Source organism: Pseudomonas sp. UF-293, assembly GCF_058245595.1.
Genome location: NZ_JBSICA010000007.1, coordinates 189,045 through 204,662 on the forward strand (window position 1 = coordinate 189,045; position 15,618 = coordinate 204,662).

The 15,618-nt window shown below is 60.4% G+C and carries 6 protein-coding genes; 4 read left to right on the forward strand and 2 right to left on the reverse strand.

Annotation, left to right across the window (positions count from 1 at the left end):
* A complete protein-coding gene (rplI, locus tag AC4IHP_RS10870) occupies window positions 1-447 on the forward strand; it encodes a 50S ribosomal protein L9 (RefSeq protein WP_003221136.1) in 447 nt (148 codons plus the stop codon).
* A 119-nt stretch (window positions 448-566) separates the two neighbouring features.
* A complete protein-coding gene (dnaB, locus tag AC4IHP_RS10875) occupies window positions 567-1,964 on the forward strand; it encodes a replicative DNA helicase (RefSeq protein ID WP_016771936.1) in 1,398 nt (465 codons plus the stop codon).
* A 38-nt stretch (window positions 1,965-2,002) separates the two neighbouring features.
* Here the strand turns inward: dnaB and AC4IHP_RS10880 are convergent, their stop codons facing one another.
* Entirely contained in the window at window positions 2,003-6,652 is a 4,650-nt protein-coding gene (locus tag AC4IHP_RS10880; RefSeq protein WP_490831679.1) for an NEL-type E3 ubiquitin ligase domain-containing protein, read from the reverse strand.
* A 117-nt stretch (window positions 6,653-6,769) separates the two neighbouring features.
* Window positions 6,770-9,430 (reverse strand): hypothetical protein, encoded by a 2,661-nt coding sequence (locus tag AC4IHP_RS10885; protein ID WP_490831680.1) that lies wholly within the window; start codon window positions 9,428-9,430, stop codon window positions 6,770-6,772.
* A 230-nt stretch (window positions 9,431-9,660) separates the two neighbouring features.
* Between AC4IHP_RS10885 and AC4IHP_RS10890 the strand changes: the two genes are divergently transcribed.
* Window positions 9,661-11,964 (forward strand): YgiQ family radical SAM protein, encoded by a 2,304-nt coding sequence (locus AC4IHP_RS10890; RefSeq protein WP_460123434.1) that lies wholly within the window; start codon window positions 9,661-9,663, stop codon window positions 11,962-11,964.
* Between the two features lie 340 nt (window positions 11,965-12,304).
* Window positions 12,305-15,580 carry a transglutaminase family protein gene (locus AC4IHP_RS10895; RefSeq protein ID WP_490831681.1) on the forward strand — a complete coding sequence of 1,092 codons (3,276 nt, stop codon included), beginning with the start codon at window positions 12,305-12,307 and terminating at the stop codon, window positions 15,578-15,580.
* Window positions 15,581-15,618 lie beyond the last annotated feature (38 nt).

A 15,618-nucleotide genomic window follows, 5' to 3' on the forward strand; every position in this document is an offset into this window, starting at 1 on the left:
ATGCAACTGATCCTTCTGGAAAAAATCGCCAACCTGGGCAACCTGGGCGACAAAGTAAACGTTAAGGCCGGTTACGGTCGTAACTACCTGCTGCCTTTCGGTAAGGCTACCGCTGCGACCGCTGCCAACCTGGCTGCGTTCGAAGAGCGTCGCGCCGAGCTGGAAAAAGCTGCCGCAGACCGTAAAGCATCGGCTGAAAGCCGTGCTGCCCAACTGGCCGAGCTGGAAGTGACCATCACTGCCACCGCTGGCGACGAAGGCAAGCTGTTCGGTTCGATCGGTACTCACGACATCGCTGACGCACTGACCGCTTCCGGCGTTGAAGTGCAGAAGAGCGAAGTTCGTCTGCCGAACGGCACCATCCGCAACGTGGGTGAATTCGACGTGGCCGTGCACCTGCACGCCGAAGTTGAAGCCACCGTACGCGTTGTCGTGGTAGCAGCTTAAGCAACACGGATCGGCTGGCGGCTTGTCCGCCAGGCGGTTAACATCGGGCACGATCCTGTTTACAGGTCGTGCCCTTTGTCTTTCTGAATTCCCTGCTTTTCACTAATACTCAAGTGGCCATGAACGATATCTCCGCTCCCGAGCAATACGATCTGCAAACCGCTGCCCTGAAGGTGCCGCCGCATTCCATCGAGGCCGAACAGGCTGTACTCGGTGGTCTGATGCTGGACAACAACGCCTGGGAACGCGTGCTCGATCAAGTCTCCGACGGCGATTTCTATCGACATGACCACCGCCTGATCTTCCGCGCGATCGCCAAACTGGCCGATCAGAACTCGCCGATCGACGTCGTGACCCTTGCCGAGCAATTGGACAAGGAGGGTCAGACGTCGCAGGTGGGCGGCCTCGGTTATCTTGGCGAACTGGCGAAAAACACGCCTTCCGTCGCCAACATCAAGGCCTATGCGCAGATCGTCCGCCAGCGTGCGACGTTGCGCCAACTGATCGGCATCAGCACCGAGATCGCCGACAGCGCCTTCAACCCCGAAGGCCGTACCGCCGAAGAGATCCTCGACGAAGCCGAACGGCAGATCTTCCAGATCGCCGAAGCGCGGCCGAAGACCGGTGGCCCGGTCGGCGTCAACGAATTGCTGACCAAGGCCATCGACCGCATCGATACCCTGTTCAACACCGCCGACGCGATCACCGGCCTGTCCACCGGCTACACCGACCTCGACGAGAAGACCAGTGGCTTGCAGCCGTCCGACCTGATCATCGTCGCCGGCCGTCCGTCGATGGGTAAAACCACCTTCGCGATGAACCTGGTGGAAAACGCCGTGTTGCGCAGCGAGAAAGCGGTGCTGGTTTACTCCCTCGAGATGCCAGGCGAATCGCTGATCATGCGTATGCTGTCCTCGCTCGGCCGGATCGACCAGACCAAGGTGCGTTCCGGCCAGCTCGAAGACGATGACTGGCCGCGTCTGACGTCGGCGGTCAACCTGCTCAACGATCGCAAACTGTTCATCGATGACACCGCTGGTATCAGCCCGTCGGAAATGCGCGCGCGGACCCGGCGTCTGGTGCGTGAGCACGGCGACGTCGGCCTGATCATGATCGACTACCTGCAGTTGATGCAGATCCCTGGTTCCAGTGGTGATAACCGTACCAACGAAATTTCCGAGATTTCGCGCTCCCTGAAAGCCTTGGCCAAGGAATTCAACTGCCCGGTGGTCGCCCTGTCGCAGCTCAACCGCTCCCTTGAGCAACGTCCGAACAAACGCCCGGTGAACTCCGACTTGCGCGAATCCGGAGCGATCGAGCAGGACGCCGACGTGATCATGTTCGTTTATCGCGACGAGGTGTATCACCCGGAAACCGAGCACAAGGGCATCGCCGAAATCATCATCGGCAAACAGCGTAACGGCCCGATCGGTTTCATTCGGCTGGCGTTCATCGGCAAGTACACGCGTTTCGAAAACCTCGCACCGGGCAGCTACAACTTCGACGACGACGAGTGACAGCAGACCGATCAGCCCGGCCTGCCATAGCTCTTGCCTCAATCGGCCTGTGTAGCCGTTTCGCCTTCAGCAGGCACTGCGCCAGGATGTTCCGCTTGCAGTTCCTGGTGTGTCAGCGCCTGAATCAGCGTCGCTTCGCTGATTGCCAACTGTGCGGTGACGTTATCGGTTTGCGTGTCGTACCGGGCCTGGTTCAATGTCTTGTTCGAAAACTGCTCGTCCAGCACTGCCTGCTTTTCCTGAAAGGGCTGGCGGGCAGCATCGAACTGCGATGAGTATTTGTGCGTGATGAAATCCTGCCAGAAGTCCGTCGCAACCAATGCCTGAACCTCCTCCGGCGAGCCGTTCAGCGCGATCACTTTGCGAAACGCCACCTCAAGCATTTCTGTTGTGACGTCAGCCATGCCGATGTACGACAGCGACTGCGGTTGAAAGGGTAATTGCAACCGATCCTTGAGACCGAAGCGATACGCCATGGTCATCTCGTGCGGGTCGCGGATGCGCAAGCGATGGCGGTTCCGCTCGCCCCCCGCCACCTGTGGATCATCGGCAATGGCCCTGCTTGCGGCGACCTGCGCGGCGGCGATGTCATCCACTTGTCTGAGTCGAAACAGACCTTTGGACAATTCCACCAGGGGCGCGCCGTTGCCGTCCTCTCGGGCTTTCGCGCGAGCCTTGTGGGTCATGGCAAGCACTTGCAGGTCGGTGAAGGTCGCGGCGGCCAGATCCGTGCAACCTGCTTCGCAGGCGCGGTCGAAGAGTTCCCTGCGCAGGGCACGTGATTGCGGATCGTTTTCGCTGATGACATCGATCACATCCCAGACCTGCCGGCGGAAATCCTGATGATGGGCAAGGCCGGTGATGATGTTGAAAAATCCATCCGAGCCGTCCTGGGCTCTCAGGTTGTTCAACTGCGTGATTTTCGTTGCGGCCTGTTGTGCCGACATCCCGGCAACCCACTGCGGGTTCAGCGCCACCGGGCTGGCGACAGGCACTTGAATGCGAAAGACGGGACGAGCCGTTGTCAGCAGATTCAATCGGTGGCGAAGCGGGGTCCCGGCGGCGGCCAACTGCTCACTGTAAAGACGCAGGCGTTCATGAGTCGCATCGCTCAAGGGATTATTGGTTATTCGCGTGCCGCTGTTGACCTGCACCGAGTGCGCCAGCCGGTCTGCTGGTGGGGCAATGACAAAGTCCGGGAGCGTGCTGATCTGATTGTTGCTCAGGGTGATCTTGGCGAGTTGCGGTTGGTCGAAAAGGCCTGTCGGCCAGCTGTCGATTCCTGTGTTCGCCAGATCGACCTCGCGAATGTCCGTGATCAGGCTGAAATCCGGCACCACGCCCAGGTGCGGATTGTTCTGCAGCCACAAGGCTCTGAGGGTCGTGCGCCCGGCCAGTATCTGCGCCGTTTCAGCGCTGAGTTCAAGTTGATTGCCCTGCAGGAACAAGCGGGTCATGCCATGCATCTCTCCAACCGCCGGCGGCAAATCCCTGAGCCGATTGTTGGCCATGTTCAGCCAGCGCACATGACGAAAACGCGTGAGAAAGCCTTCCGGCGACTCGGTCAGGTTCATGTTGTTCAGTTTGAGCGAACCTACGTGGCTGAAGTCGATGCTCAGGTCAGGCAGCGTCGGCAACGTCAGGCCGCTGAGGTCCAGTTCAACGCCTATTTCGCTACCGTCGTTCGCGTGTTGTTGCGGCGTGTCCCGGCGCCAGCAACTGAGGATGCGATCCCGCGCTTCATTGCGGTCATTTCGGGTATGAACGTTGTGCTGCAGCTGATTGGCTCGAATGTAACGCTGACGGTTGTTACCGCCCGAGAAAACCCAGTCATCGAGCTGGCCTTTGAGGACGGCAAATTCCTCCTCCAGCGCCGCCAGCCGGTGCGCCACCGTAGCCTTGTCGTGATTCCAGATGAATTCGCGGCAGGTCTCGATGGTTTTGTGCGGGTATAGACTGTGATAACGCTGTGCTCGCGAGTTTTCGCTGTCGAACGCAGCGGGGTGGGCGGGGGTCATCAGTTCAGGGTGCGCGGCTTTCAGGCGACGCCAGTAACCATCGAATTTTCTCCAGTAGTTGGAAGGGAAGTCATTGCCTTCCAGGCGCGTGACGTTATTGATCCGGGCAACGCGCGGCAGGTCATCCGGTAACGGGTCGAGATTGGCCTGCGGCACTTCACGTAAACGATTGTCGCGTAAATCAAGTGTGGTCAAAGCCGTCTTGTCGAGCAGTCCCTTGGGCCATTCGGTGATCCCGGTGTTCTGCAGATTGAGTGTCTGCAGGCCGGGCATGGCACTGAAATCAGGCAGGATTTCCAGCGGGTTGTTGCCCAGGTCGATGTGCTTGAGTGAGTGCAGTTTGCTCAGCGCGTCGGCATCTTGCTGATCGAGTTTTATTTTGTTTGCACGCAGATGCAGTTCGGTAAGTCGCGACAGGCTGGCGACGACCGCAGGCAGCTTGCCGATATTGCACGACGTCAGGGTCAGTTGTTCCAGATTGGCAAACCGGCCAAGAAATGCGTCGGCAGCATCGGACCAGGTTACAGCATCGAGACTGAGCGATTTGACGTGGCTGAAGTCCGCCGTCAGAGCGGGAAGATGTCCGTACACTTCAGACAGTTTCAGTACGCCCCCCGACTCTTGCAGCCAACAGCCGCGAATCAGTCTGGCAATTCGGCGGGCCTTGATGGCCTCCGATCCGGTGGCAGTGGATGAACCGTTCTGACTGTCGGTTATATAGGCTTCGAGTTGCGTCTCGAGCACGTTGAATTGCGTAAAGCGCCGGGACATCTCGCCATGCGCGCCTTCCTCCAGACCGAGCAGATAATCCCTGGCTGCCCGTGCATCTTTATCGGGATACATGCGTTGCACCATGGCGATGTCCTCGACGGCTCCGTCGAGTCTGAAGGTCTTCGGTTGTTTGCCAACGTGCGCCTGTGGATGCTCGATGCTCACCCGCTGCCAATACTTCTCAAGGGTTCGCCAGTAGCCTGCCGGGAACGGATTGCCTTCAATGTGCGTAACGCTGTTGACTCGGGCGCTGGCCAGCGATTGCGCGCTTGCAGGGAAGAGGATGGTCTGCGGTATTTCACGCAGAAGGTTATCGCGCAAGTCCACGCTTACCGCGGCTTGCAGATTCTGCAGCCCGTTTGGCCATTGCTCGAGTCGGGTGTCGCGCAGGCTCACCGATCTGAGCAGGCGCATGGCGCTGAAGTCCGGCGCTTTGCCCAGTGGATTGTGCGACAGGTTCAGGAGTTGCAATTGGCTCAGTCCGCTCAACTGCGCCGCTGTGTGCTCCGTGAGCTGCAGCCGGTTGGTGGTCAGGGTAAGCTCGGTCAGCCCCTGCATTTCCACGATGCTGGCGGGCAGCGTATCCAGGGTAGAGCGAGCGACTGTCAGGCGCTCGAGCGAAGTAAAACCGTTGAGGAAGTCGTCGGCCGCAGCCGACCAGCCCACCGCGCCCAACTCCAGCACGTGCACGTGACTGAAATCAGCACTCAACGCGGGAAGTACGCCGTTGCCCAGTTCGAGTCTGAGCACGTCGCCACTCTGCCGTTTCCAGCTGCGCCTGATTGCCGCAGCGCTGCGTTCTGCTGCGACCGCCCGGGTTTTGTCAGTGCCGTCCACGGTGGATGTTCTGACCCAGGCTGCCAGATCTTCCTTGAGCGTTTTGTATTCGCTTTCACACCGCGCCAGGTAGGCGAGAACGTCATCACCCTGGGGCCGCAGAAGCGTGCCGAGGCCTTCGTCATTAAGGCCCGGGAAAAGTTTTCGCGCGCGCGATTGCGCAGTGGGACGCGGGTTGAACAGCGCCGACAGTCGGCTGCGCAGGCTTCTTTGTTCCGGGCTTTCATTGTCGCCGCGATTCATACCGCCCGGGCCACCCACTTCGGCGCCCCGCCAGCCGGCGCCGGAATCAAAGACAATCGGCTCCGACCTGCCGGGTCTGGTTGCGACATAGGCATTGTCACTATCAACGGCAACCGGATCATCGGGTCGAACGATGCGCATCACCTGCGTCCACGGTGTCGAGGCTTCATGATCGTGCAGCACTTGATAGCTGTGCTTGTCGATCACCGCGTAAAGCTTGCCGTCATGACGATGCAGCCCATCGCTGTCGCGCAGGGCGTTGCTCAAATCCAGCGATGTGCGAAAGGCCTCCAGACGCGTCGCTGACAGTGCGAAGGTATTGGGTTGCAAATCCTTCAATGCGTGCCACAGTCCGCCTTCTGGGTCGCGCAGCATCTCGGGGCCGGAGGGCGTCGATTCGCTCGCCAGTCTGGCTCGCCACAAGCCGCTTTGCGCATCTTTGCCGACCTGCACGAAGCCGCCGTCGGCCACCTCGATGTACTGACGTCCCTTGAACAGCCTCAAGCCCTCGGCATTGGCCGCGGGCAAGTTGTCCGTCGAAGCGAGGCGATAGTCCGCCAGCGGCCGGACGACGATATCCGCCTCGTCCGTTACTGTTCGAATGGTGTGCACCGTAACGCTCGGCGCTGGAACGATCGCATCAGGATCGGCGCGCTCTGTCAGCCTGCCTGGCCGTGGCTGCGCGCCAATCGAGGTTGCGATTTCAAAACCCGGTCGCAGCGTCAGATCGGAGTGTAGCGCGGGCGAATCCACTGACGTGTCCGGTCGCAGGTGGACATCCACGGTGGTAGTGCCTTTGGGTGGTGATTTGATTGGCATGTCTTTACATTCCTTGTAGAGGTTGCCCGGCAGCACTCGATAGCCGGTGCTCCCGCGCTGTTCGGCATCATTGCCTGGGAGGTGTCGCTGATTGCCACAGTTGTATAGGCCCGGCGGCTACGTCGGGCGGGGTGACTGCCCGGCATCGACGCGCAGAGAATTTTTCGCCAAGGCAAAAATTCTCTGCGCAGTACGTCCATCGAAATATTCGCGCCAGATGCGGACGTGTTCGCGCCCCGCCCGTTCTTCTGCGCGCTGTGATGAGCTGCCCATGCGGCTTTGCTCAAGGGTTTTCAGATGGGCGCCTCGCACATTGAAGCTCAGATCTTCCGTGTCCTTGGCCGGATAATGGAAATGTGCATGCCAGAGATCTTTGTTACTCATGGCGTCGATGAGCGAATAGACGTCCAGAAAGTCTTGTTCGCCGTCTTTCTTTCGATCGCCATGCTTGCGCACTTTTATCTGCCCTTTGTCGATCAGGTAAATCAGCCTGTCGATGCTCAGGAAATCCTTGTCCTTGTAGATCCGCAGGCGAATCTCTTCGCCGACGTCTTGCAGGCGCTGACTCTGCAGCTCGAGATTCCGGATCAGCGGCGCAACATTGGCATCGGCCGTTTCAAGCTGCCTTAGCTGGAGCGCGGTGCCTTCGAGTACTCTGGCTTTGGCCTCAAGCGCCTCGACGATGTTGTCCGGATTGTTTTTGTTGCGCTCCTGCTTGAGGGCAGCATCCACGTACGAGTCGCACTGCCGCAAAAGATGCCTGGCCTCGGCGCTGAGAGCAGCCCCGCGTTTGTGCTGAACCGTTGGTGCCGGGCGCCACTCTCCGTCTTTGCGCTCATAAGTCTGTGCCGGCCGGGTCGGATCGAAGGGGTCGCGCACGTCAATGACTTCTTCTCCCCGGTCGGTACGTCGAGGGTGGCCGACATTGATCCTGGAGATGCCGTTTTTTTTCGCGCGAAAAAGTCGCCAGGGTCTTGCATCAGGGCCGCTTCTGTCTTGCTGTGGGACGAAGTCGAAGTCAATCGGTTGCTCATGAAAGGGCTGTGCCAGCCTTTCGGACTGTTCGTTGTAGTCGCGGGTCAGGCGAGTGGCCAGCGTTTGCTCGAATGTGTTGATTTCCACATTGATCTCATTGCGTGAGGTCTCGTGCACAGGCCCGACGGGCAGTTCCAGCCGGTCGTACCAGTCGCGGATGGCTGCACATTGTTGTGACAGGCCACTGAGCACAGAAGCGTGTGAAGCGGGGGGAATGCTGTCGAGCGCCGCGTAGATGTACGTCACCTGACCGAACTGGACGGCGAGATCAGAAGCCTGAGGGGCATCGCCACTCGATTGGGGGTTATCCAGGAGCACGCTTTTCGTCAGGATCCACGAGGCAACTACGTTATGTATATCCTTCGGTGAAATGATGTCCTGGCCCAAATCGTCTGCCGAGACCTTCCATTTTTTCATCAGGTTGTCGGCAATGACCTGGCGCTTCTTCATGCGGTGCAGCAATCGGCCGAGGAAACTGACCGTCCGTGGCAGCCGCTGAGGGTGCAGATCAAGCAATGGTCCTTGCAGTGAGCGGCGAGTCAGGCCAAATTCTATGAGCTGCTGGTGGGCGAACATTTGCCCTTTGTGCAAGGCGATCACGTCGTTTTTATACTCATCCTTCGTCCTCACCAATCTGATGGCTGATTTGTTGCGCTCATAGTATTTCAGGGCTCTGTCCAGTCGCATCAGCTCCTCGCGACTGTGCCATTCGCGGTTCACAATGGCAGTCAATTGGAGGCTTAACTCGCCAACACCCACCCTGCCATTTTCACCCACCAGATCCTTCACCTCCGCCCATGCGTCCAGCAGCCGCTGACGTTCGACGTGGTCGTGGTTGATGTGATAGTGAATGCCGGCAAGTTCAGCCTTCATTTCCATGTACTCAAATGCCGCACCGGAAGGTTGGGCGACTCTTCGCGGCATACCCGCAGCACCGAAGACATTGGTGCCCCGCCATCCGTGGTGCTTATCGAAAACAATGGGTTCCGACCGGCCGGGACGAGAGGCCACGTAGATATTGTTCTCGTGGGTGGCGACCGGGTCTTCGGCGCGAACGATGCGCATCACTGTCCTGCGCGGCGTCGACGCGTCCAGGTCGTGCAGGACCTGATAGGCACGTTGTTCGATGACGACGTAGAGCTTGCCATTGAGGCGGTACAGTCGATCGCTGCCCGGATCGACCGTGCTGAAATCCAGGTCGGTACGAAATGCCTGCAGACGCGTGGTCGATAGCGGGTAGATCAATGGCGCCACGGGTTCAACCGGGCGCCAGAGCGAGCCGTCGGCGTCCGGCTGTAAAACCGGCCCCGAAGGGTTTAATTCGCTGGGTAATTTCGCGCGATAGAGGCCGCTGACGGGGTCTGCTGCGATCTGTACCGTACCGCCATCCGGCAGGTCCACATACTGACGTCCCTTGAACAGGGAAATACCCTGGGCGTCGGGAGCCGGGAGCACGGCCAGCGGCGTGATCCGGTAATCCTTCAGCGAGCGTGGTTGCGTGACCGCTGCTGATGCTGAACGGCCAATCGGGCTGACCGATATCAGCGGCGGCACAGAGGTAATGCTGGTATGCACCGTATCGGGCGACGTATGCGTCGCTGCTGAAGGCAGGCGGCTGGTGTGCGTGTGCGCCACCCCGCTATCGAAAGGTAGTCGAAAAACGGAGAGGGGCGTCGGTTCGCTGAGTCGCGGCACATGCACCGAGACCGTTGTTGCGCCTCTGATGGGCGGTTTGATGGGCATTGGATGTCATCCTTTAACGTTTCACGCTGCGCCATTCCCCAAATGGAGGCGACAGGCGGTCGGCTTCCTTGCCGTTTCGTGTGTCGTGCGTTCAATTCAAAAGCGTAATGTCAGCCCGGCATGACGAGGCGGGCGGGTTCATGGAGAAACCGACCATTGCCGTCGGAATTGGTCAAAATTTGTGCTATATTCCGCGCCCGCGATTTTTCACTTCAACACCGGTCGTCGACATGCAAGCAGCCAAGCCGTTATTTGACTATCCAAAATATTGGGCCGAATGTTTCGGGCCAGCGCCATTCCTGCCGATGAGCAGGGAGGAGATGGATCAGCTTGGCTGGGATTCGTGTGACATCATCATTGTTACCGGAGATGCCTACGTCGATCATCCGTCGTTCGGCATGGCAATCATTGGCCGGCTGCTGGAGTCGCAAGGCTTCCGCGTCGGGATCATTGCGCAGCCGAACTGGCAGTCCAAAGACGACTTCATGAAGCTCGGCGAGCCGAACCTGTTCTTCGGCGTCGCGGCGGGCAACATGGACTCGATGATCAACCGCTACACCGCGGACAAGAAAATCCGTTCCGATGACGCGTACACCCCCGGCGGCATGGCCGGCAAGCGTCCGGATCGCGCGAGCCTGGTCTACAGCCAGCGCTGCAAGGAAGCCTACAAGCACGTGCCGATCGTGCTCGGCGGCATCGAAGCCTCTTTGCGCCGCATCGCCCACTACGACTACTGGCAGGATCGCGTGCGCAATTCGATCCTGATCGACGCCAGCGCCGACATTCTGCTTTACGGCAACGCTGAACGGGCGATCGTTGAAGTCGCCCAGCGCCTGTCGTGGGGCCACAAGATCGAAGACATCACCGACGTGCGCGGCACCGCGTTCATCCGTCGTGACACGCCGCAGGGCTGGTACGAAGTCGACTCCACGCGCATCGACCGTCCGGGCAGGGTCGACAAGATCATCAATCCGTACGTGAACACCCAGGACACCCAGGCCTGCGCCATTGAGCAGGAAAAGGGCCCGGTCGAAGATCCGCAGGAAGCCAAGGTTGTGCAGATCCTGGCCAGCCCGCGCATGACCCGCGACAAGACAGTGATCCGCTTGCCGTCGATGGAGAAGGTGCGTAACGACCCGGTGCTGTACGCCCACGCCAACCGCGTGTTGCACCTGGAAACCAACCCGGGCAACGCCCGTGCGCTGGTGCAGAAGCATGGCGAGGTGGATGTCTGGTTCAACCCGCCGCCGATTCCGATGACCACCGAAGAAATGGACTACGTGTTCGGCATGCCATACGCCCGTGTGCCGCACCCGGCGTATGGCAAGGAGAAGATCCCGGCCTACGACATGATCCGTTTCTCGGTGAACATCATGCGTGGCTGCTTTGGTGGCTGCACCTTCTGCTCGATCACCGAGCACGAAGGTCGCATCATCCAGAACCGTTCCGAAGAGTCGATCATTCGCGAAATCGAAGAGATCCGCGACAAGGTCCCAGGCTTCACCGGCGTCATTTCCGACCTCGGCGGCCCGACTGCGAACATGTACCGCATCGCCTGCAAGAGTCCGGAAATCGAATCCGCATGCCGCAAGCCGTCCTGTGTGTTCCCGGGCATTTGTCCGAACCTGAACACCGACCATTCGTCGTTGATTCAGCTGTACCGCAGCGCTCGTGCGCTGCCGGGTGTGAAGAAGATTCTGATCGCTTCAGGCCTGCGCTACGACCTCGCCGTCGAGTCGCCGGAGTACGTCAAGGAGCTGGTGACCCACCACGTCGGCGGTTACCTGAAGATCGCCCCGGAGCACACCGAGGAAGGTCCGCTCAACCAGATGATGAAGCCGGGCATCGGCAGCTATGACAAGTTCAAGCGCATGTTCGAGAAGTACACCAAGGAAGCAGGCAAGGAGCAGTACCTGATTCCGTACTTCATCGCCGCCCACCCGGGCACTACCGACGAAGACATGATGAACCTCGCCCTGTGGCTCAAGGGTAACGGCTTCCGTGCCGACCAGGTGCAGGCGTTCTACCCGTCGCCGATGGCCACCGCCACGGCGATGTACCACTCGGGCAAGAACCCGCTGCGCAAGGTGACGTACAAGAGCGACGGCGTGACCATCGTCAAGAGCGAAGATCAGCGTCGCCTGCACAAGGCGTTCTTGCGTTATCACGACCCGAAAGGCTGGCCGATGCTGCGTGAAGCGCTGATCCGCATGGGCCGCGCCGATCTGATCGGGCCGGGCAAGGATCAACTGATCCCGGCGCATCAGCCAGCCACCGACAGCTACCAGAGCGCCCGTCGCAAGAACTCGACGCCGGCCGGCAGCCACAAGGTCGCCAAAGAGAAGACCACCAAGATTCTCACCCAGCACACCGGTCTGCCGCCGCGTGCCAGTGATGGCGGTAATCCGTGGGACAAGCGTGAACAGGCCAAGGCTGCGGCGTTCGCCCGCAACCAGCAGGCGGCCAAGGAGCGCAAGGATGCGGCCAAAGGCAAAGGGCCGAAGCCGACGCGCAAGCCAGTCGTGCCGCGCTAAACACTGTTTGAGCTGAGCAGAACGCCAACCTTCGGGTTGGCGTTTTGCATTTCAGGCCTCGGGAAATGAGTTGTTGCCGCTGGCCTCTTCGCGAGCAGGCTCGCTCCCACAGGGGAACGCATTCCATATGTGGGAGCGAGCCTGCTCGCGAAAGCGTGCGATCAAACACCGCATGAATCAGCGTTCGCAACATTTGCGTGCAACTGAGTCCAAGCATTTCCTCGCATCGCCCGGTTTTGGTGCTGTACTGCCTTGAGCACTTCGCGAAAGCGCGCAAGCCTGTGCATGGCATAAGTCTTGCGCGCTTTCCCATACGCCCAAGGCTCGCAGGAGGCACGCCGTGTCGATTCATGTCGCATTGCATCACGTCACGCATTATCGCTACGACCGCGCTGTCGAACTCGGCCCGCAGATCGTCCGCCTGCGCCCGGCGCCTCACAGTCGCACGCGGATTCTGTCCTATGCGCTGAAAGTCTCGCCCGAGCAGCATTTCATCAACTGGCAGCAGGATCCCCAAGGCAATTACCTGGCGCGTCTGGTGTTTCCCGAAAAAACCTCCGAGCTGCGCATCGAAGTCGATCTGGTAGCGGAAATGGCGGTGTTCAATCCGTTCGACTTCTTCCTCGAACCGTATGCGGAAAAAATCCCTTTCAACTACGCCGCCGACGAGCGCAAGGAGCTGGCGCCGTACCTCGAAACCCTGCCGCTCACCCCGACCTTCAAGACTTACCTGGACAGCATCAACCGCACGCCGCTGCCTGCGGTGGATTTTCTGGTGGCGCTCAATCAGCGCCTCAGCGAAGACATCGGCTACCTGATTCGCATGGAGCCCGGCGTGCAGACCCCGGAGCACACCCTTCAGCACGCCTCCGGTTCCTGCCGTGATTCGGCATGGTTGTTGGTGCAGCTGTTGCGCAATCTCGGTCTGGCGGCGCGGTTTGTTTCCGGTTACCTGATTCAACTGACCGCCGATGTGAAAAGCCTCGACGGCCCGTCCGGTACCGACGTCGACTTCACCGACCTGCATGCCTGGTGCGAGGTGTATCTGCCGGGCGCCGGCTGGATCGGCCTCGACGCCACATCCGGGCTGTTCGCCGGGGAGGGGCACATCCCGTTGGCCTGCAGTCCCGATCCGTCCTCGGCGGCGCCGATCAGTGGTCTGGTCGAACCTTGCGAGACGCAGTTCAGCCATGAAATGTCGGTCGAGCGAATCTGGGAAGCGCCACGGGTCACCAAGCCCTATACCGATGAACAGTGGCGGGCGATCCAGGCACTGGGCCGGCAGATCGATGCCGATCTGCTCGAAGGCGATGTGCGCCTGACCATGGGCGGCGAGCCGACCTTCGTCTCCATCGACGACCCGGACGGCGCCGAATGGAACACCGCCGCGCTGGGGCCGGACAAGCGTCGGCTGTCCGCCGAACTGTTCCAGCGCATGCGCAAGCAATACGCTCCGCAGGGGCTGGTGCATTTCGGCCAGGGCAAGTGGTATCCCGGCGAGCAGTTGCCGCGCTGGTCGCTCAATTGTTATTGGCGCCGCGATGGTCAGCCGATCTGGCACAACGACGCGTTGATCGCCGACGAACAGCAGGACTACGGCGCCGACGGCGAACTGGCCGGGCGCTTTCTGGCCAGTGTTGCCGAGCGCCTGAAGTTGCCTGCACGCTTTGTGTTCCCGGCTTACGAGGATCATCTCTATTACCTCTGGCGCGAGGGCGCGTTGCCCGGCAACGTCAGCGCCGAAGATTCGCGCCTGGAAGAGCCATTGGAGCGCGCGCGATTGCGCAAGGTCTTCAGTCAGGGCCTGAACAAGGTGATCGGCCAAGTGCTGCCGCTGGCACGCACGGCCAAGGGCGATCAATGGCAGAGCGGGCGTTGGTATCTGCGCGATGAGCACTGTCGCTTGGTGCCGGGGGATTCGCCGCTGGGTTATCGCTTGCCGCTGGCCTCGCAGCCGTGGGTGACAGCGGCGGAATATCCGTTCATCCATCCCAACGATCCGAATCAGGACTTAGCCGAGCTGCCGGATGCCGCGCAGCTTGGTGTTCACGGCGAACCTGCGGCGCTGGATGACCGCGTGCCGAAAATCGATGAGTCCGCCGACTGGCTGACCCGCACCGCATTCTGTGCCGAGGCCCGCGAAGGGCGGCTGTACCTGTTCATGCCGCCGCTGGAGCGTGTCGAGGATTATCTGCAGCTGGTGTCGGCCATCGAGGCCACTGCCGAAGAGTTACGTTGTCCGGTGTTGCTGGAGGGCTATGAGCCGCCGAGTGATCCGCGCCTGAGCAATTTCCGTGTCACTCCGGACCCGGGCGTGATCGAGGTCAACGTGCAGCCATCGGCGACCTGGGACGAGTTGGTCGAGCGCACCGAGTTTCTCTACGAACAGGCGCGGCAAACCCGCCTGACCACCGAGAAGTTCATGATCGACGGGCGCCACACCGGCACCGGCGGTGGCAACCATTTCGTCCTCGGCGGCGCGACACCGGCGGACTCACCGTTTCTGCGGCGGCCGGATCTGCTGCGCAGTCTGATCAGCTACTGGCACAACCATCCTTCGCTGTCGTACCTGTTTTCCGGGCTGTTCATTGGCCCGACGTCACAGGCGCCACGGGTTGATGAGGCGCGCAATGACGCCTTGTACGAACTGGAAATCGCTTTCGCGCAGATGCCGGAGCCGGGCGAGGAATGTGCGCCGTGGCTGGTCGATCGGCTGTTGCGCAATCTACTGATCGATGTCACCGGCAATACCCATCGCGCCGAATTCTGCATCGACAAACTGTATTCACCGGACGGCGCCACCGGGCGTCTCGGCTTGCTGGAGCTGCGCGCTTTTGAAATGCCGCCCCATGCGCGCATGAGTCTGGCTCAGCAGTTGCTGCTGCGGGCGCTGGTCGCGCGCTTTTGGCGCGAGCCTTATGCGCCGGCGAAACTGGCACGCTGGGGTACCGAGCTGCACGATCGCTTTCTGCTGCCGCACTTTATCGAAGAGGATTTCGCCGACGTCATCGTCGAACTCAACAATGCCGGTTATCCGTTGCGTGCGGAGTGGTTCGCGGCGCATCTGGAGTTTCGTTTTCCCAAGGTCGGCGACTACGCCGTCAATGGCATCGAGCTGGAGCTGCGTCAGGCGCTCGAACCCTGGCATGTGCTGGGCGAGGAGGGTGCGGCGGGCGGCACGGTGCGCTACGTCGATTCATCGCTGGAGCGCTTGCAGGTCAAGTTCAACGGCCTGCCGCCACAACGCTATCTGCTGACCTGCAATGGCGTCGCGGTACCGTTGCACCCGACCGGGCGGGTGGGTGAGTTTGTCGCTGGGGTGCGCTTTCGGGCCTGGCAACCAGCCAATTGTCTGCATCCGACCATACCGGTGCACGCGCCGTTGGTGTTCGACCTGCTCGATACCTGGATGGGGCGTTCGCTGGGCGGTTGCCAGTACCACGTCGCCCATCCCGGCGGGCGCAATTACGAAACATTGCCGGTCAATGCCAACGAAGCAGAGAGCCGGCGCATGGCGCGGTTTTTCCGCCTCGGACATACACCGGGCAAACTCCCGATACCGAAAGTTGAAGTCAGTGACGAGTTGCCGATGACCCTTGATCTGCGACGTTTCTGAAACCGGCATGACACGCGGATTTTGTGTATATCCGCGCG